We start from the raw sequence: 21,311 nt of genomic DNA, 5'->3' as shown, positions 1-21,311 counted from the left end.
CATGTTTAAGAACGAAGAAAAAAAAGCAGTCACTGAAATGGTAAATTCCAGTAATGTAATAGCCAAAGAGACAAAAATCATCGGAGAAATAGCCGCGCAGGGAAATATAAGAATAGAAGGGACAGTAGAAGGCACCATTAAATCGGAAAAGAAAGTGGTCATAGGGGAGTCAGCTAAAATAATCGGCAACATTACCGCTTTGGATATAGAGATATCAGGTTTTGTCCAAGGAGAGGTCAGCTCAAGTGAAGCCCTATATCTTAAAAAGACCGCGGTGATAAATGGAGATATGTATACCAAAAAGCTGGTAGTAGAAAACGGTGCTGTTTTCAATGGCATATGCAAAATGACCGATGATGAGACTTCCCCATCTGAAATGGACACTGTAGAAGATCATATGGATAAGCAGCTTGTCAAATAAAGCCCCTACATATGTAAAGTATATTGGTCTGGCCTTCCAGATGTTTGGTGTCATTGGTTTGGGGATCTGGGCTGGGATGGAAGTTCAGAAGAGGAGCGGGATGAAATTTCCGCTTTGGTTGCTGTTATTTATCTTTATATCCATAGCCATAGCCTTTTACCAATTATATCTCTTAATTAAAGCTGATGAAAGGGACGAACAGCAAAATAAAAAATCTTAACTTTGCCACCCCAAATAAAAACTGCTAAAATGAAAGGCGCATTTTCTGTCTATTTCCACCTGATATTATTGACTCTGATACTTGCCGGGCTTACCTTAATATTACAACTCGTTGGATTAGAAAATATTCTTCACAAACATATTTGGAATATGCTTTTATTTTTTTCTTTATTGGCATTTATAATCGGATATTTATCACAATTGATTTTAAAAAAAGGAAAAGAAAATTTTGTTTATGTGATCTTGGGAGGCAATATTTTTAGATTTATTTTCAGTTTAGGTTATATCTTAGTGTTTCTTTTTATTGGGCTAGATAATATAATTCTGTTTGTTACGAATTTCTTTATTATTTATTTGTTGTACCTACTGTTTGATATATACGGCTTAATGGCTAATTTGCGCCCGCATTCAAAGTAGGTTTATAAAAATTGATTTGATGATCCGTAAGTTTCTGTATCTAAGTATTTTATTGTCAGCTGTTTTGCTGAGTTCGTCCCCGGCTACATATGCAGCTTCCGGCTCTGACGAAGATAGGACTGGTTTTATAATGCATCACATAAAGGACTCTCATGAGTGGCACTTTGCTACCTTCGGAGACACCCATGTATCATTGCCTTTGCCGGTAATTATTTATAGTCAGGATAGGGGCTTGGAGGTTTTTTCTTCCAGGGACTTCATAGATCCGTCCACGCATACGTTTGGAAAGGAGCATGCAGGATATATCATAGATGATCATGATCATCTTCGGCCCGTAGATGAGGCCAGGTCTATTATAGATCTGTCTATCACAAAGAATGTGGCCATGATGTTTATCGTTATATTCATCGTATTATGGATAATGCTGGCTACTGCCAAGAATTATAAAGATAGGGGTAACAGCGCTCCAAAAGGTATCGCTTCTATTATAGAGCCATTGGTTATTTTTATTAGAGACGAAATTGCACTGCCAAACATCGGGGCCAGATATAAAAAATTTCTGCCTTATCTGTTAACTTTGTTTTTCTTCATACTTATTGGCAATTTATTGGGTCTGATGCCAGGTGCGGCTAACCTTACCGGCAACATATCAGTGACAGCCACCTTGGCGGTTTTTACTTTCATCATAGTAAATATAAACGGAAATAAAGATTACTGGAAACACGTGTTTGCTACTCCAGGAGTACCTGTTCCATTATTATTGGTCATCGTTCCAGTAGAGATTATCGGTTTATTTACCAAGCCTTTCGCATTGATGGTCAGGTTATTTGTGGCCATTACTGCAGGACATATAGTGATTCTAGCTTTTATAGCTCTTATCTTTATATTCCAGTCATATGCTATAGGTGTAGTCAGCACCGTAATGGTTATCTTTATCAACCTGATTGAGATATTGGTAGCGGCTATACAGGCTTATGTATTTACTTTATTTACGGCTATGTATATCGGAGCAGCAGTCTCTGATCACCATGAAGCCACCGAGCATTAAAATTTCTTTGTTCAATTTATATAAATAATAACACGTATGTTAACTTCATTATTATTGTCTGCAGGTTTAGCTCTTATGGGAGCAGGTATTGGTGCAGGTGTTGTTGCGATAGGCGCAGCATTGGGTATCGGTAGAATTGGTGGTCAGGCTATGGAAGCTATTGCCCGTCAGCCTGAAGCAGCTGGTAAAATCCAGACAGCTATGCTGATTATTGCAGCTCTTGTGGAAGTGGTTTCCCTGTTTGCAGTGGTAGTTTGTCTACTTATTGCACTTAATGCAGGTGGTCTTACTTTCAACTAAGAACAAAAGAAAGGGAGCTGGCATTAGGTCGGCTCCTTATTTAAATTTGAACAATACAGATATTTAATATAAAAACAATCTAAGATGGATCTTATTGTACCTGAATCTGGCCTGGTCATTTGGCAAGCACTTGGTTTTATTATCTTGTTTATCCTTTTGGCTAAATTTGCCTGGGGACCGATAATCTCAGCTTTAGATGAAAGAGAGCAGGCTATTGAATCTGCTATACTGGCTGCCGAAAATGCTAGGAATGAAATGGCTAATTTAAAGTCTCAAAATGAAACCCTTCTTCAGGAAGCAAGATTGGAAAGAGACCAGCTGATACAGAAAGCATCAGAAGCTTCTGCCCGCATGATAGAAGAGGCTAAAGAAGAGGCAAATAAAGTTGGTGCCCAAATGATTGAAAATGCAAAAGCGGTAATTGAAACTGAAAAGCAAGCTGCACTGGCAGAAGTGAGAACACAGGTAGCCATACTTTCTTTACAGGTGTCTGAGAAACTTTTGAGAAGAGAGTTAAAAGATACTGCATCGCATAAAGCATTAGTGGACGAGTTTGTCAATGACCTTAAGCTAAACTAAATCTGCTATGTCAATTTATAGAATAGCCTCCAGGTATGCCAAATCGGTATTGGATCTTGCTCTAGAGCAAGATTCCCTAGAGGAGGTGCTTTTGGATATGAAGAGGCTTGAAAGTATCGGCAACTCCAATTCGGAGTTTTCCAGTGTAATAAAAAGTCCGGTAATTCCATCTGATAAAAAACTGAATATATTGAAAGCTCTGTTTCCGGATGGGAATAGGCTTACCTTGACTTTCTTTGATATTATCATCCGAAAAGAAAGAGTAGGATACCTGTTGGATATCGCCAAAGCATTTCAAATCCAGTACAATGAATATAAAAATATTCAGGTAGCGGAAGTGACCACGACTTATCCCCTGGATGAGGAACAAAGAAATAAATTTAAAAAAGTGGTCAGTGAAATCTCTAAAAAAGAACAGGTAGAGCTGAAGGAAAAGGTAGATGAAAATATTATTGGAGGTTTTGTGCTCAAAATAGGAGACAGACAACTCGATGAGTCTATAAAATCAAAATTGAAATCACTTCAATTGATGTTTTCTCATGATTTATATGAGAAGCAATTTTAAAAATTAAGCAATAACAATATAATCATATCTAATAATGGCAGATGTAAGACCTGATGAAGTTTCGGCAATATTGAGAGAGCAGCTCTCTGGTGCTAAAACTGAAGCTGAACTGGAAGAAATAGGAACTGTCCTACAAGTTGGTGATGGTGTGGCCCGTATTTATGGACTATCTAAGGCTCAAGCCGGTGAATTGCTGGAGTTTGAAAACGGACTTAAGGCAATGGTGCTTAACCTGGAAGAAGACAATGTAGGGGCGGTACTTTTCGGAGATACCAACCTGGTCATGGAAGGTGATACCGTAAAGAGAACTAAAAGTATAGCTTCTATCCAAGTAGGAGAGAGCATGCTGGGAAGAGTAGTAGATACACTGGGTAAACCTATAGACGGAAAGGGTCCATTAGCTGGTCCTTTGTATGAAATGCCATTGGAACGTAAAGCTCCAGGTGTGATCTATCGTCAGCCGGTAACCGAACCTCTGCAGACAGGTGTGAAATCTATCGATGCCATGATCCCTATCGGTAGAGGTCAACGAGAACTGATTATTGGAGACCGTCAGACTGGTAAGACAGCAGTAGCGATTGATGCGATTATAAACCAAAAGGAATTTTACGAAAGAGGAGAGCCTGTTTTCTGTATCTACGTAGCTATCGGTCAGAAGGCATCTACAGTAGCGGGTATAGTAGCAGCACTTGAAAAAGGTGGTGCTTTACCATATTCAGTAGTAGTATCTGCTTCAGCTGCTGATCCGGCTCCGATGCAGTTCTTTGCTCCTTTTACAGGTGCGGCTATCGGTGAATTTTTTAGAGATACAGGTCGTCCAGCACTTGTAGTGTTTGATGATCTTTCAAAACAGGCGGTAGCCTACCGTGAGGTGTCATTGCTGCTTAGAAGGCCTCCAGGACGTGAAGCTTATCCAGGCGATGTATTCTATCTTCATTCTAGATTATTGGAGAGAGCTGCAAAAATCAATTCTTCTGATAAGATAGCCAGTGAAATGAATGATCTTCCAGATTCTCTAAAACCATTGGTTAAAGGAGGAGGGTCACTGACCGCATTGCCGATCATAGAAACTCAGGCTGGTGATGTTTCTGCCTATATCCCTACCAACGTAATTTCAATTACAGATGGTCAGATATTCTTGGAAACCAACCTTTTTAACGCCGGTATACGTCCTGCCATTAACGTAGGTATCTCTGTATCGAGAGTAGGAGGGAATGCGCAGATCAAAGCAATGAAAAAAGTAGCCGGTACGTTAAAGCTTGACCAGGCTCAGTTCCGTGAATTGGAAGCTTTCTCTAAATTTGGTTCAGACCTCGATGCTACCACCAGAAGAACCATCGAAAGAGGTAGAAGAAACCAGGAAATCTTGAAGCAGCCTCAGTATTCTCCTGTGGCTGTAGAACTTCAGGTAGCTATAATTTATGCCTCTACCAAAGGGTTAATGGATAAAGTACCGGTAGATAAAGCCCGCCAGTTTGAAAAGGAATTTTACACTTTATTGACATCTCAGTACCCTGATGCCTTGACCAAGATCAAGAAAGGGGATCTGGACGGAGCAGGTGAGATCCTTAAAAAAGCCGCCGGCGAGCTTACTCCAAAATACGCTAAATAATAAGTTGAAAATGCCTCCTATGTAAGTAGGAGGCTTTAGATATACCTATCAGTCATATGGCTAACTTAAAGGAAGTAAAAGAAAGGATTAATTCAGTAGTATCTACTCAGCAGATAACTAAAGCCATGAAAATGGTGTCTGCAGCTAAACTGAGAAGGGCCCAGGATAAAATTATCCAGATGCGTCCTTATTCCCAGAAACTTACTGCCATTCTTAATGATGTGGCTGCAGCAAGTGAAGCTAATGCAGACCTAATTTATGCTGAAAAGCGTGAAGTCAAAAATATTCTAATCATTCCGGTAACTTCTGATAAAGGTTTATGCGGGGCTTTTAACACCAACATTGTGAAGGCAACCATGGCAACGATCAATACGCAGTTTGCCGGGGAAAATGTGACGGTAATGCCTATCGGTAAAAAGGCTTTTGAGGCTTATAAGAAAAGAAATTTTCCGATGATTTCTCAGTATTCTACCATTTTTCAGGACCTTAGCTTTACCAATGCTACCACTGCTGCAGAAAGAGCAATGGAAGGATTTGTAAAAGGAGAATTTGATCAGGTGATTTTGGTATTCAATGAATTTAAAAATGTAGCTACGCAGATCGTGAGGGCGGAACAATTTCTTCCTATGGAATCTATCATAGATGAAAATGCACCTGTTAAAACTGCAGAAGTAGAATATTTATTAGAGCCATCCCGTGAATATATCATAGAAGAATTAGTTCCGACGGCATTGAAAATCCAGTTTTATAAAGCTTTATTGGAAAGCAATGCTTCTGAACATGGTGCCCGTATGACAGCTATGGATAAGGCCACTGAGAATGCGGGCGAACTTCTGAAAGAGTTAAGGTTAATGTACAACCGCTCCCGTCAGGCTGCCATCACTAATGAAATCCTTGAAATTGTGGCAGGTGCAGAAGCACTTGGCGGCAATTAAAATTAAATAGATATAAATAAAAAAGCCCTTAGCAGAAATGTTAAGGGCTTTTTTTAATATTCAGTATCAAGATATTCGTATAAAAGTAAAATTCGATATCTTCATCGGCCATATCGGATATTTAACTGCTAACTTTTTAGATCAGTATTTGGAGGTCCTGCCTTATTCCCCTTTAATCTCTTGTGCAATTACTCCGGCCATTATGCTTAGTCCTTCTTTGTTTGGGTGGACACCATCAGGAAAAAGATCATTCCTTTCTTTAAGTGGATAATGTAGGTCAATGATTTTTGAACCTGTTTTATCCGCCACTCTTTGTAACATAGGAGCCATTTCTTCTCTCATCGTGTGTTCATTTATTCCCCAGTTGTCTTCCATAACAGGCACAGGTATACAAATATAAACTTTACCATTATCGGGCATAGATGATTTAAAAGTATTGATCAGTTCAATATAGTCGTTTTCAAAGTCTTTTTTGTGTTTCCAATTTTGGGGTTTGGAATCATTTGTTCCCAGTTTGATTATAAGGATATCAGGCGCATAAGCTAATACTTCCTTAAATTGGGGTTCATTCCAATATGGCAAATCCCCTTTTTTTAGGAGAGTTCTTCCGCCGATACCATAGTTTTTTACTTCATAATCCTCACCAAGTAATTCCTGCATGATCAGGGGATAGCTATCGGGGTTTTCCCGTCCTGGCCCTTCGGTGATGCTGTTGCCTACGGCTGCTATTTTGATGATATCCGTTGTGGATTGGGCTTCTGTGTGTGCTGCAAATAAAAATAGAAGTGAACAAAGGGCAAATATTTTTTTCATGGGTTCTTGTCTTTTTAAAGCAAGTTAATAATTTTTCATGTTCAATTACTGCAAATAATTATTCTAATGAAGTAATCATTGTGATTTATTTATGGTTGACCTTATCTTTACTCCAATGGCTTTAACTATAGGAACTCAACTCTACAGATATATTCAATGGCTGTCTATCGATGTAGCTTTGGGAGCTTGTGCTGGACTGTATTTCTTTGCACATGTACTTGATCTAAATCTGCATTGGCTTTTTTATCTTTTGATGGCTATGGCTGTATGGAGTATATATACTTTAGATCATTTGCTTGATGCCTATCAAGTAAAGGGCATTGCTTCTACTGAACGTCACCGGATCCATCAAGATCACAGTACGCTGCTAAGATGGGTATTAATAGTAGTTGTGATCACTGGCTTAGGTCTGGGATTCTATTTATTGCATATCTCCTTGATATCCATCTCCGCCTTGGTATTGGGAGTATTGATATTGGCCAACCTCATCTTACTTAAATATTTTTTTAAAAAGTTGTCATTTTTAAAAGAATTTAATACCGCACTTTTTTACACCATAGGTATCATGATGGTCCCTTATCTGATGCATATGGAAGAATCCATCCATCGAGGGTTCTGGTATCTAGGTATAGCATTTTTTGGGATTGCATGGATGAACCTCTTAATACTGTCATTGATGGATTCAGATACTGATAGAGTGGATGGATTTCGTTCTATTGTCACTACCTTAGGGGAAAAGAGGGTAGAAAAGCTGTTGTTTTGGCTAATGATTATTACATTGATATATTTATTTTTCCTCTTCTGGATACTGTTATCCTATTATTATATATATATATCCCTTCTGCTTATCATTTGTATATTCCACTCCCAGGTTATATTGGAGAATAGATCGGGTAATATAAAAATCAGGAGTGCCCTGGAAGCCACATTTTTAATTCCATGGCTGTTATTGCTTTACAATTAAAAATTAAGAACAATGTAGAAAATAGGGAGAAACCTTTCTAATGCTAATAACAAAGGCAGGGAAATCGTTTTTATACCCTGAGTAATTTTGCTCTATAAAACAGCAACCAATTTTCTTAATAGAAAATTATTTATTATCAGTACGAGCTCTTGCTTCTATTAAAGTTTGATGAAGTTTCGCCTCCAACTCCTTTTTAGGGGGCAATTTGGTCATGTAATTAGCTACCATTATTCCATATTTTCCCATTTGAAGCAGTTCAATTTATTCATGCTTCTTTTCTGCACAAAGAATAAAACCTATTGGTTTTTTTTCACCTGATTGCATTTCATTCTTCTGGAGCCATTTCAAATATAGCTCCATTTGTCCTTTATATGCCGCTTTAAATTTCCCCATGCCTCAACTCAATAGCCGCCAATTGTTAACTTTCTATGATAGAAAAGAAGATCCAGATAAAAACCCTTTCCAAGATCATTCTTTCTTGACGTTCAACAAAGGCAAAACCTTTTCCCAATTCTAAGATGAATGGTTCCAATACTTTCAAAATTACTGATTCTAGGTAACGGGGGTGAAAACGACCAATCATTTGAACCGATCAAACCAACAATCTGGATTATGGGCAACGGTGCAGAAGTTAAGCGAATCGAATATATTGCCCCTATGCCCGGTTTAACAGATGAAGCTATATCAGAAACAATTAAATTCTAAAAAATCTTATTGTGAAAAGTTGTTATAGTCTCCCTGTTTTTTTCTTCCCTAGTTTTTAATCGTTTTTTTTATGAAGCCCTAATTTAGAAGCAACGTCAAGAAGGCGCGATTTTCTTTTTAGCCCTAGCTTCAAGAGAATTCTTCCGATGTAGGTATCCACAGTTCGTTTACTGATCGATAATTCCGCTGCTATTTCTTTATTTTTCAACCCCTTGGAAGTTAACTCTATAATTTTTATTTCCATTGTCGACAATTGGGAAATTTTTTGTGCTTTGTTGCTGGATTTTTTTTTGTCTTGATCACCATCCCAATAATAGTGGCATTTCCGCTCCAACGATTCCACGGCCCGAATCATTTCATCAACCGTATTTTGGCAATAGCCTTCAACACCCATTTGAGTCAGATGATTTACGAGCCATGGTTGGTACCACTCGGAAGTAGCCAATATCTTTACGTCATTATCACCGTTTCTGATTTCCTCAAGGATCTCTATCCCATTGATTCCATGATTATAAATGGACAGGATAAGCAGATCAGCCTCTCCTGGTTGGTATCGACTTAGAAATTCAGCTACGATTGACGCGCAGAAACATACCTTTATGCCTTGTCTCATATGGCTATACCGCCTGATAAATTGGGTTCGTAGTTCCATATCTGGCTCCAGTATGACGATATTAACGAATGGCTGTTTATTTGATTGATCTACTATGCTGTTCATCTTTTCAGTTGTTTGTAAATAGCCTGTTCCGGGGTCTTGAAAGATATCTTTACCGCGACGGTTTCATCTTCCCAAATGAACCGGTTAATATAGTTATGCCCATCTTCCGATAAAATAAGGGCCAGTGAACCATTTCCTTCCGCGTAATCCACTGAAATTGAATCCAAAGTTGCAATTTCACGGTTATCCGAAAAACACCTGACGGTTATCTTGGATGCGGCTTTTATTGGTGCAATTTGGTCTTCCAATATATTTAATTTCAATTCTGTCGCACCCGTTGATGGATTCCGGTATATTATTCCTTGGTGGACTGTTATACCATCGACTCGATACAGCGACAAAAGAGCCATCGAAACCGCGATAATCAATACTACAAAAAAGCTCCCGTTCATAACAAGAAAAGGTGGCCGTTCTTTGATTACCTGTTCAACAGCATCACTTTCATGTTCGCTAAAGTTAGACGTTCTCATAACCCAAATCTATTTCAAGCTGGTTCTTTACTAGGCAGTAATAATATGCTCTGTTCCTTATTAATTGATCGTGGGTGCCGATTTCGGATATCGTTCCATTATTGAGCACTACTATCTGGTCAGCATATTTCACCGTGCTCAAGCGGTGTGCGATAACGACAACGGTTTTATTCTCAAGGACCCCTGCAAGTTTTTGAACGATAGATCGCTCATTGTTGGCATCCAGCGCACTTGTAGCCTCATCAAGAAAAAAAATGTCGGGTGATTTGTAAAGTGCCCTTGCTATCAGGATGCGTTGTTTCTGTCCCCCACTCAACCCTAGGCCGTTGGCCCCTATCTTGGTTTGTAGACCAAGGGGCAATGCTTCAACCAGCTCCAAAAGGTTGGAGACTTCCAATGCTCGGGCCATACGTTGCTCGTCCGTTTTCTTACCATCTACAGCTATGTTGCGTTCTATCGAGTCTGAAAAGATATAGCCATCCTGCATTACCGTCCCGCATGCACTCCGCCAGCTCATGACAGGTATGCTGCTTATACTCCGTCCCGCGATTTTTATAGTGCCTTCCAGGGGTTCGTAAAAAGCTAGCAACAGTTTGACAAGAGTAGTCTTACCCCCTCCGCTAGGGCCTACAATCGCCGTTACCTTCCCGTGTGGAATCGTAAGATTGATCTTGCTCAGCACCGAAGCTGAAGAGGCATCCCCATAACGGAAAGACACCCCCTCCAATTGGATATCTCCTCGGAAATCACCTTCTTGTGCACATTTTTTTTTTGGATGGTCTTGCTCGGGCCTCAGGTCATGGATCTCCCGCATCCGCTCCATGCTCAGTTTAGCCTCCTGTGCGGACTTAAAAAAACCAACGATCTGTTCGAGGGGACTGTTCGTCTGCCCCAAGATATATGAGATACTCAGCATGACCCCTAAACTCAATCTCCCTTCAACGACAGCCATCGCCGTGATAAAGGAGATGAGGAGATATCTTAAATACGAGAGGGAAAGAAAACCCACGCGCTGGTATTGTTCCAATTTCAGACTCGCCGTATTGAGGTCGAACATCTTTATTTGGAGCTTCTCCCATCGCCTGCGCCGGTCGTTTTCACCTCCGAAAAGTTTGATTTCCTGCATTCCTACTATCATTTCGATAAGATTGTCCTGGATAGTTCGGCTCCTTTGGAACCGGATGTAATCCAATATTTTCCTCTTTTGTTGAAAGCGGATCACCCAAAGCAAACCAATGGTATTCAGTATGAGGAAAACGACGGCCACTTTCCAATAGTACAAGGTCAGAACTATGGAGAACATGACTAGGTTTATGAAAGAGAATAAAGCAGCAAGTATGGTCTTGGTGAGGAAATTTTCGATTCTGTAATGATCATTAATCCGTTGAGTAATATCTCCTACTGCTTTTGAATCAAAAAAAGAGATCGGCAATCCCAAAAGCTTCTTTAGAAAGTCGGAAACTATGCTTAGGCTTATACGAATGTTGACATGCAAAAGAAGCCAATTTTGTATGATTTCTATAGCCATTGCCCCGAGATAAACAAAGAATTGGGATATCAGGATGAGATAAATGACTTTTATGTTTGCTTCCCCTATTCCCCTATCAACAAGTAACTGGGTAAGTAGGGGGAAAACCAATGTCAAAAGGCTAGCTGCCAGCATGCCGGTAAAAAGTCGGAATAAGTACCTCTTATGTTCCATAAGGTATTTGATGCTATGCTTTAGGCCACCACCCGCCCGATTGAATTTCCCGTTTTCTGCCTGAGCTACGCCTGCAGGGACCATACATAACACGATACCCTTATCGTGTGTTTCAGGCAACCAAGATCTTAAAAACGATTCTTCATCGATGGTAACACGTCCATGTGACGGATCGGCAATTCTAAAATAGTCTTTTTTCTCACTTTTTGAATGTTTAATTCCGTATACCACCACATAATGTGTTTGGTTCCAGTGGATAATACAGGGCAATACAACACTTTCCTTAAGATTTTCAACACTGCACTTTGCCGACACAGTTTTGAATCCCAGCTCCTCCGCTGCGTTCCTGATGGCCAACAGGCTTATCCCTTCACGATTTATATAAGTTTTTTCCCTGATATACTCCATGGGATAATTGGAACCGTAGAATTGCATGACCATTTTCAGGCATGCGACCCCACAGTCCATGATATCGTGCTGACGCACAAAAGGGAATGCCATATCCTTGGGGTTTGATTAGACGTGGTTAATGATTTGAGGTGCAAATTCGCAATTGACATCTGGATAGTGCCATTTATCGTCTCCATATCCCTTGATGATGTCACGCCAGCAGCTTTGGCTCTGGTCACGGCAACTGCTGTAATAGCTGCAACCGCTACATGGGCTGTCTCCCGGAATATGCGCTTGGGGAATTTTATAGAGATATGCTGCGAAGTCTGAATTCCAGATTTCTTGGATGGTATTTTGCAGGACGTCACCAATGATAAATGTAGGATGCCAATAAAGCTCTTCACAGATTGTCACTTTTCCGTCGGGAAGTATGAATATCTTTGAATAATTCGCTGTACAGGCTGGCCGCTCACCTTTCTTCTGTTGTGGAACGGCGTTAGTGTTGACATTATCCGGGTGTGTCCCTCCAAAAGAAAGCTTATAACCTAGGTCTTTCTCTTTGATGCTGTCGAAAAATTGATATACCTCTTCCACGCTGGTTTTTGTATTTCGGTAACGGTCGAAAGCATTGCAGCCAAGATACATCGTAGGTCCTGCCAGCTCTACTCGCCAACTGTTGATGTTTTTTTTGCCGTCGATAAACTCATATACCGATCTCATATCTTCGGCTGTCTCATTTTCTTTGTTCAGGATGGTATGGATACTTACCGGGACGTTGTACATCTCGAGTAAATCCAAAGTATCCATCATTCGTTTACTATAGTTATTATTGACCTGTAGGATTTTCTGAAGATTTTTGTTTATAAGGGTATCTAAGGAAATCTGGATGTCGTACACCCCTATGTCTGCAAGAAATTGGACACTGTTTTCCGAAAGCGGAATTTTCGTGGATATATAAGGATCAAAACCATTCTTTACAAGCATTGTCAGCACTTTTTTCCAGTGCTTGTACACAAAGAACTCGCCCCCGATGATTTCAAATGATCTTGCCTTGAATTTCCCGGCCTCTTCGATAAGCTCTTCCAATCTGGCGAGCGGTATCCGGCAGTCCATCAACTTGCGGCGATCCGCATAGCAGTAGATACAATCTGTCGCACAACGGGTATTAATCATCAATGTTATATCTGTCGGGCTGCTGTGCCTCTTAAGCCGCATGTCCAGCTTGTCATATACAAAATCCTGTGGATTGTATCTCGCCGAAGGAGGTTTAGAGGATTCGATCAAGGTTCGCCTCGGAAAAACACAGGTGTATCCCAACACATTGATCTCAAAGGCGTGGTCATTTTCTATAAGCTTGTTTACAAACGAAGCGACGGCTTCGCAACTTATTCCGAGAGAATTTGCCGCATTATCAATACCTTTTTCAACGTCTGTATGATGAAAAAAGCTAAGGATCATTGCATGGACAGGATGAATCAGAGCTTCGAAACCTTTATCCATCCCTTCCGGAATATCCCTGTAAATCTCTTTGTCCATGAGCAGTGCCCTACCGTTATCAGGCTTAAGTATATAATATGGGTTGAAGCTAACTTTCATAATGTTTTGGTTAAATGGCTTAATAATACCAGGAAAGGGCGTAGGCCCTTATCCTGGCAAATAGTTTAAAATGTTGCATCAGGTGTAGAAACCTGGCCAGTGATGCAATACCTTTTGCAGCCACCGTTACAAGCCGCCGATTCATCCAACCCACCCATGATGGATTTCATTTCGGCATCTAATAAGAATTCTGCGTCGTTCGCAAATTTTTCTAGTTTTGCAACGTCCTGCATAACTGAATTGGCATACTTTGAAGTGAACATAACTTTATAGTTTTAATAATAACCGCCTACTCTTTAAGCTTTTCGGCATCCGCTTTTTTCGTCATTATCTTCCATCGTACCGACATCTGGTCGGCTGCATTAATTCCAAGTTCTATTGACCTCTTCCTGGTTGCTTCTTTTAATTCCTCTGACAGCCCGGTAGTCGTTTCTGAACTGCCACGTCAAGCCGATATATGCCCGTCTAGTGTCCCATTTCGAATGGGTAATCGATTGGAAAGTGCCATTGTCCATGCTTAGCCGCCGATTTCCGTCCCTATGGAATATGTCATTTACACCCATTGTCATTACCAGTCTCCTATCCATCAATCGCACCATAGTCCCAACATCAAACACCCATGAATTCATCAGTATGGTGTAGTATCTGTCAACGCCTTTAGTGAACAGGCGGCCATTGAACTGGAAGGTAAAAACCGGACTGACTGAAAAAGTATTGTTCGTTGTGGCGAAGAGAAATTTAGCATGTCTATCAAAATAATCATTCCTGAATCGGTTATAGGTACCGCTCAGGTTATTCATACTGGTCCACCACTGAGTGAAATCTTTGGACCAGAAAATATCAAGCGTGGCATCTTTCGCTTCCGCTATGTTTCCCGTAGTAACGATGGTCTTCAAAGAAGATCCCAGTTCGGTGTCGCCGAAAACGTCAGTCTGACTGTCGTAGGATAATGTGATCTCAAAGTCAGGATCGGGGGAATAAGAAAATGCAAAGTTGTGACTTAGCTGGGGCCGTAGATACGGGTTACCTTCGGACATCGTATTCTCGTTGACGAGGATTCTGTATGGATTCAGTGCTTGATAAGGCGGTCTCAGTATCCGTCTGGTATAATTAACGGAGATGTATTGCCTTTCGGTGATCTCCTGCTTTAAGAAAACACTTGGAAAAAAATTTGTATACAAGTTGCCGAATTCCTGGTTGTCTCCCAGCGATCTGGTTTTCATGTCCGTCCTCTCAACCCTTAATCCGGCTTGAATCTCAGTAGATGCCATGGTCAGTGTTGCAGAAGCGTATCCCGCATAGACTTTCTCAGAATAGGAAAGACCGTTCGAAAGGATGCTGTCTGGTTGCCATTCACCCTCTCCATCAAAATTTTTGTAGCAGTTGTCTCCTCTTGTTCCAACCCGCGAAAATTTGGCACCTGTACGCAGGGTAACAAACTGAACGATATTTTTTGAAAAGTCTCCTTGGATGGTGGAAATATCCATATTAGTTCCGAGGTCTGAATATCTCAAGATGCTTCTCAGCATGCTGCCTTGCGTGTCATAAAAGTTGGACGAATAGTAAGTTGTTCGCTCTGATTTGGAGCTGTAATGGTTTCCAAGCAGCTCAAGAGCTCCCCCCGCTGAATCGACGTCCCACCGGTAATTGAGCCCCAGATCAAACAAACCCTTTTCTCTCGTATCGGGGAAATTGCTGTACCGCATTATGGAGTCGACGGTGCCGCTTGAAGCAAAAGTTCCATCAGCGGACATCGCCTTTACTTTTTCGTTTAGGAAGGAACCCGATGCCTCCAAACCGAGTGTATGGTTTTTCCCGGGATAAAAGTTCAAGCCCATTCGGTAGTTGAAGGCTGCATTACCGCTTCTGTAAAAAGAGGAACTCTCGAATCTTTCGGAGCTATTCCATTGCGATCTCCCTATATCCGTTTGCCGATAGTTGACGGAATGCGGTATATTCAGTGATGCCTGTGCTTCAAGTTTTTCCGTCCTTACACTGGATGTCGCCGCCCCTGAAAACCGGCTGTATCTTCCATGAGAAAAGTTGGTTGAAACGGTACCGTTGTAACCGCTATTGGTGTTCCTTCTCATGTTTATCTTTATAATTCCTCCCGAACCTTCTGCATCAAAGGAGGCCGGGGGTCTGGCAATTACCTCTATGCTGCTGATGTCTTCCGCTCTTAACGCCTGGAGATAATTCCTGAGCTCTTCGCCCGATAGTCTCAGTAGCCGGTTGCCGATCATTACCCTGGCTCCGGACTTGGCTCCAATCCTGATATCGTCATCTGTGCTGACAATGACACCGGGCAACAGCGAAAGCGATTCGTAGCCATTCCTGCCTTGCGCTAGAGGGCTTCTCCCAATATCAACGATAACCCGGTCTGCTGTCTTTCTTACTAATGGTCTATTTGCAAAGACTTCCACCTCGGCTAGAAGGTGGCTATCATCATAAATCAGGATGACATCCTGTGGTTTTTGCACAGCACCATCGATAAATAATGAGGTGTTCTTAAACCCAATCCTGCTGAATGCGACCCAGTATTTAAGCCCAACCAAAAGCTCTAAGTTGACAACCCCAGATGTATCAGTTACCAATGTTTGGACGAGGGTAGAGTCAGGCATTTCGAAAATCCTTACAATGGCAGATTCGATACTATTTCCGTGCTCATCCACAATCCGGTATCGGTGTTGGATCTGTGCGGTCAAATTTTCAAGAGTTAACGTTATGAACGGAAAGACCATTATCATAAATTTTAACATCAGTTTGCTTTTCATCTTGGTATCCTTATGCCCTAATCCAAGCCGATAAACGAGGAGAGCTATCATAAATCGAAGTTAGCATTCCTTTTCTTCCAGAGTTATAGTGAAAGTACGACACATTGCCATTGAAAAAATAATCTTGTCATTATCGGAACTATTGTATCTTTACTTTAGCCCTTTTTATATAACTTTATGTATATGTTCTGAACTTTATCCATTATACCATGAAATATATCTTCTTATATGATAGCGATATGTCGTTCATTTCCTCTTTCAGGTTATTTTTTGAGCGAAAACTTGGCAAACCTGTATTTTGTGCGGAAGAACCGGACCAGCTATTTCACGGACTAGGGAAAAAAAAACCTGAAATTATATTTTTAGAGCTATTTTCTAAAAACGTGGAACCAACCGGGCTGATTGATGCAATCCGGAAAACACATCCTGATATACCGCTTTATATTATAAGTGATTTCTACCATGGTCCGCTTTTTAGGAATGTCGCTGAACACGGTGTTTCCGGTTTCCTTCCAAAAAATACAGTATCCATGCGTCATGCATTGGACATACCTGCTCGCAAAGAAGCCTTTTTTTCCCCGGCATCTGCGTACCTGAAAATGGCGGATTTTAAGTCACGGGCCTCTGGCAATCGCCAAGCCTCAATCTTGTCGCCGTTATCCGCACGGCAAATCGATATCCTAATCGGAATTTGTAAAGGCAGGCCTAATTCCTCAATTGCACAGGGTGTGGGGCTTAGCCTGAGGACCGTCGAAACGTATGTTACAAGAATTCTGTTCGATTTTGATTTAAGGAACAGGCGGGAGCTGGCGAGTTTCGCGGCGAAAAATGGAATATGCCGCGTTTTTTGCCGTAACAGTTTAACTGGGAATTGCCGCATGCCCAGTCTCTTTGTCCGATAACAAAGTTAATCGGATTATAAGCATACCGAATGAATAATGCACGCTATTACGGGGTTGTCCCACTTAGTAATCTAATGGTAGTAAAACATAAAGGCAGAAATACCGTACGGTTGGTTAGAATGAAAAGCACGATAACGATAGGATTGATTATCATGTTTTTTTCTTGTGTAAACAAAAAAGAAAATGAAACTTTGGTGAAATCGATTAAAAGCCACAGCCTATCACCTGAGCAGTATATCGTTGAGAAATTCCGAACCCATCAGGTAATTTTTATCGGTGAGAATCATTTCATCAAGGAACAGGTGGAACTCATTAAAGATTTGATTCCGGTGCTTTATGAAAACGGTGTTTACAATCTCGGCACAGAGTTTATCAGGTATTCCGACACCGGCATGATCAATGAACTGATATCCGGCAGTACATATAGTGAAGAGTTAGCAAGGCAAATCACGTTCAATTCGGTTTGGCACTGGGGTTACCAGGAGTATCTGGATATCTATAAAGCAGCTTGGGAATTAAACAGTAAGCTTGCGGTGGACGCCCCAAGATTCAGAATCTTCGGAATCGAAGACGATATGGATTTTAGTTTCGTCCAGTCTGAGGAAGATTACAGCAACCCCGACATAATGAAGAAAGTCTTCAAATCAAAGGGTGATTTTGAAGAAAACGAAGGCTATTCTGCTTATGCGGTTGACAAAGAAGTCATCGAAAAAAGCCAAAAAGCATTGATCCATTGCGGTATACACCATGCTTTTACCGGGTATCTCCAACCAATCATAAAGGACAAAACCCTGATTGGCTATGAAAAAGAAAGAATGGGGAATCTTGTAAAGAACAAATTGGGCGACCGGACAATGACGGTTTTTATCCATGGTCCTTGGTACGACAGAAATGGTTACGACAACCAAGTTTTACCCTTGGACGGGGTTCTTGACAGCCTATTTTCAATACGGGAGAACAGGCACGTTTATCCCTTTGGCATCGACACAAAGGGAACCTTGTTGGGAGAACTGAAAGGGATAAATGCTGTCTACCAGTACGGGTACACAGATTTTTCCCTCAGAGATTTCTGCGACGGCTATATCTTCCTGAAACCGATAAACGAGTACAGGACAGTTACGCCGATTGACGGTTTCGTAAAACCTGAAAACGTTGAATACATAAAACAACAGGAGCTCGATTTTAGGCATGTCGATGTGACCGCAAACGACTTGAACGACACCATCAAAATCTGGCTTGATGATTTTCAACTAAAAATGCAGACGATGAAAATTAGCATTCGCTGATTCCTCAGGATGGTCGATCGAGGACCTGGTTTAAAGGAATTATTTCTGAAATGGGGTTCCAAACCTATGTTGTTGGGGCTTTTTCAGAATAGGTGAAGAAAAATATAGTGACAGCTGGATATAACGGTTCGATTCGTAAGCCCTTTTTTTTTCTGTCAACAATAAATATTTTATAATGATTGCTGATTCATTGGCAATGCATAAACATCTAATTAGTATTTCTGTTATTGAAGCTGATTTTGGCATAACAGGGAAGTCTATTTGTAATTGGCTTAGTAGATTTCTTACAAATATGATTCAGATATAAAAGACAAGCTTCGGGCGTATGGAAAAAACAACTGAACAAAATAGACTTATCATTTAATTACCGCATGGCCGATGATTATTCGTATATAGTAACCTATCGGTTCATGAAAACTTTAATTGAAAACGATCTTAACCCAAGTTGCAGGAACTTGGCGTAAATAAAGAATTTTTGAGATATTTTCTATTAAAACGATGCTAATTTTCCGTACCCCCCTATTGAAAATTTTTTTTGCTTCCTGCATTTGCGCTTCATTTGGTTTGTAGTACACAGGGGGTATTGCCTTTTTGAGCCAAAGGCCTGTACTTTACAATATGTATTTCAAGTTCTCATTACGTAAACATCCCGAGTCCGGAAAGCTCAGCGGTTACTACCGTTTGGTTGAAAGTTACCGTAATGCTGATAACCGGGTATGCCACCGTACCATTCTGAATGTAGGGTTCATGGAGGAGGTAAGTGCTGAGCAGCTCAATAAGATACAGAAACAACTCACCGATAAATATGAACACAAAATCCCGCTCTTTGATGAAAAGGGGGATCCGGCCGTAAAGCAATATGTCCAAGATTTTTGGCAGCGTATTGTATCATCGAAAAAACTGGATATTAAATCAGCCGGGGAACTGTCCCGCATGGTGGATATGGATACCCTGCAGCACAGCAATGCCCGGGAAATCGGTGCAGAGAACATAGCCTATCAGACCTGGGAGAAACTGCAGCTGACCCCGCTTTTACTGTCCCATGGTTTTACCCAGGAACAGGCAAAGCTGGCCGCCACGCAGGTCATCAGCCGTGCGATATACCCCGCATCGGAACTGAAAACCACCCGTTGGATCAAAGAAAACTCCGCCGTATGCGAACTTACCGGATATGACCCTGACAAAATAACCAAAGACAGGCTTTACAAAAGCGCACTGGATCTGTACGGTGTAAGAGATGCAATGGAAAAACACCTTTCAAAGCGTACCAACGAACTGTTTGACCTGGCTGACAAAATCATCCTGTATGACCTGACCAATACTTATTTTGAGGGAGAGAAACGAAACAGTGCCCTGGCCAAGTTCGGCAGGAGCAAGGAAAAGAGAAAGGATGCAAAACTGGTAGTACTGGCCCTTGTGGTCAATATAGAGGGGTTTATAAAATACTCATCAGTCCTGGAAGGAAACATAGCCGACAGCAACACCCTTTCGGCAATGATAGAGAAGCTGGCCAACCATACCTGCCAAGGCCCCGCAGTGGTGGTCCTTTATGCCGGTATCGCAACAGAAGATAATCTCAAACTCATTGAAAGCAAGGGATACAAATATCTCTGTGTAAGCAGGACAAAACTGAAAAACTACCAATATGTACCCGACAGGCTTACCACCCTGTTGGAAACAAAATCAAAGCAAACTATCCGGCTCAGGTCCGTAACTACAGAAAAAAACACGGATTATTACCTGGAAGTCAAAAGCCCTTCAAAAGAAAAGAAAGAGGAGGGGATGAAGCTTCAGTTTGAAAAAAGGTTTGAACAGGACCTGCAAAGGATACATACGGCAATACACCGCAAAGGGGGCGTGAAAAAATTGGATAAGGTGCACCAGCGGATAGGCAGGGCAAGGGAAAGGTACCCCTCCGTCCAGCACTATTATGATATTACCGTGGACAGCGATGACAAAAAAAACCTTGCAACGGATATCAAATGGGAAAAAGACGTGGACAGGCATCTGGAAAAAAATGAAGGCCTTGGCATATATTTTCTTCGCACCAATCTGGATGTAAAAGAAGAGGCAGTTGTCTGGAACATATATAATACCATCAGAGAAATAGAAAATGCGTTCCGGACTTTAAAAACAGATCTGGATCTCAGGCCTATCTACCACAAGAACGATGATGCAACGATGGCACATCTTCATCTTGGGATACTGGGCTACTGGCTGGTCAATACGGTAAGGTACCACCTTAAAAACAATGGTATAAAAAGTTGTTGGAAAGAAATCGTTAGAATAGGTAACACCCAAAAGGTGATCACCACATCGGGGATCAACACGTACGACAAAACCATCACCACCCGAAAGTGTACCGTGCCCAACAGGAATCTGAAAGAAATCTATGATATACTTCAAACCAAGCACCGCCCGTTTACCAAACGAAAATCTGTAGTACACAAACCGGAAACCAAAAAAACGGAAAATGCTGAAAAACAGAAACTTCTAAGCGGTTAGCTGCAATCTGGGTTAAACAATTAATTCGAGGCAATTGATTTTCAGTTATAGTCCACTTAGAATATTCTCTATATCCATCTCTGTTTAATGATAATATATAATTTCCAATAATGAAATCTGCTGGGATTTGAAGGATAAGAAGTGAATCTTCTACAATTTTCACTTCAATATTTCTGTTTCCCAATTTGGGTATGTAGCTTTGGATATTTGTCCCGAATCCTTCTCCCAAAATCCTTATTTCCTCTCCCGGAATAGCATGTACCGGCGAAATCCCTTCAATTTTGAACCGTCCTAAAATGGGCTCCTCTTTAATATTGCAATTAGTTAAAGCAAAAAAATAGCACATATATATCCATAAAATATATGATTTATTACTTTTTTGATACGATA

General features: G+C 41.0%; 22 protein-coding genes. 13 read left to right on the top strand and 9 right to left on the bottom strand.

The window, feature by feature from the left end:
- Position 1 precedes the first annotated feature (1 nt).
- The 8 genes from EL17_RS16210 (at position 2) to atpG (ending at position 6,096) form a co-directional block, all read left to right on the top strand.
- Positions 2 to 421, top strand: coding sequence for a bactofilin family protein (locus tag EL17_RS16210; RefSeq protein ID WP_035076343.1), 420 nt, complete (start codon positions 2 to 4; stop codon positions 419 to 421).
- Positions 411 to 641, top strand: coding sequence for an AtpZ/AtpI family protein (locus tag EL17_RS16205; RefSeq protein ID WP_035076340.1), 231 nt, complete (start codon positions 411 to 413; stop codon positions 639 to 641). Before EL17_RS16210 ends, EL17_RS16205 begins: the two co-directional genes overlap by 11 nt.
- A gap of 435 nt (positions 642 to 1,076) precedes the next feature.
- Positions 1,077 to 2,105: a F0F1 ATP synthase subunit A gene (atpB, locus tag EL17_RS16195; protein WP_035076336.1), complete on the top strand. Its 1,029-nt coding sequence runs from the start codon at positions 1,077 to 1,079 to the stop codon at positions 2,103 to 2,105.
- 36 nt (positions 2,106 to 2,141) lie between these two features.
- A complete protein-coding gene (atpE, locus tag EL17_RS16190) occupies positions 2,142 to 2,405 on the top strand; it encodes an ATP synthase F0 subunit C (RefSeq protein WP_035076334.1) in 264 nt (87 codons plus the stop codon).
- Positions 2,406 to 2,489: 84 nt separating this feature from the next.
- Positions 2,490 to 2,984 carry a F0F1 ATP synthase subunit B gene (gene atpF / locus EL17_RS16185; RefSeq protein WP_035076331.1) on the top strand — a complete coding sequence of 165 codons (495 nt, stop codon included), beginning with the start codon at positions 2,490 to 2,492 and terminating at the stop codon, positions 2,982 to 2,984.
- Positions 2,985 to 2,991: 7 nt separating this feature from the next.
- Positions 2,992 to 3,549 carry an ATP synthase F1 subunit delta gene (gene atpH / locus EL17_RS16180; protein WP_035076328.1) on the top strand — a complete coding sequence of 186 codons (558 nt, stop codon included), beginning with the start codon at positions 2,992 to 2,994 and terminating at the stop codon, positions 3,547 to 3,549.
- Positions 3,550 to 3,583: 34 nt separating this feature from the next.
- Positions 3,584 to 5,161: a F0F1 ATP synthase subunit alpha gene (gene atpA / locus EL17_RS16175; protein WP_035076325.1), complete on the top strand. Its 1,578-nt coding sequence runs from the start codon at positions 3,584 to 3,586 to the stop codon at positions 5,159 to 5,161.
- 56 nt (positions 5,162 to 5,217) lie between these two features.
- On the top strand, positions 5,218 to 6,096 hold the full coding sequence (gene atpG, locus EL17_RS16170; protein ID WP_035076322.1) for an ATP synthase F1 subunit gamma: 879 nt from the start codon (positions 5,218 to 5,220) through the stop codon (positions 6,094 to 6,096).
- Between the two features lie 162 nt (positions 6,097 to 6,258).
- On the opposite strand, the gene EL17_RS16165 is transcribed toward atpG, so the two are convergent.
- Positions 6,259 to 6,909 (bottom strand): GDSL-type esterase/lipase family protein, encoded by a 651-nt coding sequence (locus EL17_RS16165; RefSeq protein WP_035076319.1) that lies wholly within the window; start codon positions 6,907 to 6,909, stop codon positions 6,259 to 6,261.
- Positions 6,910 to 7,024: 115 nt separating this feature from the next.
- Here EL17_RS16165 and EL17_RS16160 point away from each other — a divergent pair, with 115 nt between their 5' ends.
- Positions 7,025 to 7,873, top strand: coding sequence for a UbiA family prenyltransferase (locus EL17_RS16160; RefSeq protein WP_035076317.1), 849 nt, complete (start codon positions 7,025 to 7,027; stop codon positions 7,871 to 7,873).
- Between the two features lie 261 nt (positions 7,874 to 8,134).
- Here the strand turns inward: EL17_RS16160 and EL17_RS24370 are convergent, their stop codons facing one another.
- Positions 8,135 to 8,266: a PDDEXK nuclease domain-containing protein gene (locus tag EL17_RS24370; RefSeq protein WP_205623568.1), complete on the bottom strand. Its 132-nt coding sequence runs from the start codon at positions 8,264 to 8,266 to the stop codon at positions 8,135 to 8,137.
- A 129-nt stretch (positions 8,267 to 8,395) separates the two neighbouring features.
- On the opposite strand from EL17_RS24370, the gene EL17_RS23590 reads away from it, so the two are divergent.
- Positions 8,396 to 8,578, top strand: a complete 183-nt coding sequence (locus EL17_RS23590; RefSeq protein WP_051720043.1) for a hypothetical protein — start codon at positions 8,396 to 8,398, stop codon at positions 8,576 to 8,578.
- A gap of 55 nt (positions 8,579 to 8,633) precedes the next feature.
- Here the strand turns inward: EL17_RS23590 and EL17_RS16150 are convergent, their stop codons facing one another.
- The 6 genes from EL17_RS16150 to EL17_RS16125 all read right to left on the bottom strand — a co-directional run bounded on the left by EL17_RS16150 (position 8,634) and on the right by EL17_RS16125 (position 15,763).
- Entirely contained in the window at positions 8,634 to 9,296 is a 663-nt protein-coding gene (locus tag EL17_RS16150; protein WP_035076314.1) for a response regulator transcription factor, read from the bottom strand.
- Positions 9,293 to 9,766 (bottom strand): hypothetical protein, encoded by a 474-nt coding sequence (locus tag EL17_RS16145; RefSeq protein WP_035076311.1) that lies wholly within the window; start codon positions 9,764 to 9,766, stop codon positions 9,293 to 9,295. Before EL17_RS16145 ends, EL17_RS16150 begins: the two co-directional genes overlap by 4 nt.
- A complete protein-coding gene (locus EL17_RS16140; protein ID WP_035076309.1) occupies positions 9,753 to 11,969 on the bottom strand; it encodes a peptidase domain-containing ABC transporter in 2,217 nt (738 codons plus the stop codon). The genes EL17_RS16145 and EL17_RS16140 overlap by 14 nt, the downstream gene beginning before the upstream one ends.
- Positions 11,970 to 11,984: 15 nt before the next feature.
- Complete coding sequence (locus EL17_RS16135; protein ID WP_035076307.1) at positions 11,985 to 13,454, bottom strand: radical SAM/SPASM domain-containing protein; 1,470 nt, start codon at positions 13,452 to 13,454, stop codon at positions 11,985 to 11,987.
- 65 nt (positions 13,455 to 13,519) lie between these two features.
- Positions 13,520 to 13,717, bottom strand: a complete 198-nt coding sequence (locus EL17_RS16130; protein WP_035076304.1) for a hypothetical protein — start codon at positions 13,715 to 13,717, stop codon at positions 13,520 to 13,522.
- A 99-nt stretch (positions 13,718 to 13,816) separates the two neighbouring features.
- Positions 13,817 to 15,763, bottom strand: coding sequence for an outer membrane beta-barrel family protein (locus tag EL17_RS16125; protein ID WP_164675118.1), 1,947 nt, complete (start codon positions 15,761 to 15,763; stop codon positions 13,817 to 13,819).
- Between the two features lie 674 nt (positions 15,764 to 16,437).
- On the opposite strand from EL17_RS16125, the gene EL17_RS16120 reads away from it, so the two are divergent.
- The 3 genes from EL17_RS16120 to EL17_RS16110 all read left to right on the top strand — a co-directional run bounded on the left by EL17_RS16120 (position 16,438) and on the right by EL17_RS16110 (position 20,921).
- The gene (locus tag EL17_RS16120; protein ID WP_035076287.1) at positions 16,438 to 17,130 is read left to right on the top strand and encodes a response regulator transcription factor; all 693 of its coding nucleotides are present in this window, start codon (positions 16,438 to 16,440) and stop codon (positions 17,128 to 17,130) included.
- Positions 17,131 to 17,159: 29 nt separating this feature from the next.
- Positions 17,160 to 18,416: a ChaN family lipoprotein gene (locus tag EL17_RS16115; RefSeq protein WP_164675117.1), complete on the top strand. Its 1,257-nt coding sequence runs from the start codon at positions 17,160 to 17,162 to the stop codon at positions 18,414 to 18,416.
- A gap of 618 nt (positions 18,417 to 19,034) precedes the next feature.
- Positions 19,035 to 20,921, top strand: coding sequence for an IS1634 family transposase (locus tag EL17_RS16110; protein WP_035076284.1), 1,887 nt, complete (start codon positions 19,035 to 19,037; stop codon positions 20,919 to 20,921).
- On the opposite strand, the gene EL17_RS24365 is transcribed toward EL17_RS16110, so the two are convergent.
- The gene (locus EL17_RS24365; RefSeq protein WP_035076281.1) at positions 20,839 to 21,267 is read right to left on the bottom strand and encodes an IPT/TIG domain-containing protein; all 429 of its coding nucleotides are present in this window, start codon (positions 21,265 to 21,267) and stop codon (positions 20,839 to 20,841) included. The genes EL17_RS16110 and EL17_RS24365 overlap by 83 nt on opposite strands.
- Positions 21,268 to 21,311 lie beyond the last annotated feature (44 nt).

The organism is Anditalea andensis, from assembly GCF_000714815.1.
GTDB lineage: Bacteria > Bacteroidota > Bacteroidia > Cytophagales > Cyclobacteriaceae > Anditalea > Anditalea andensis.
This window is presented reverse-complemented; position numbering and strand designations above follow the sequence as displayed.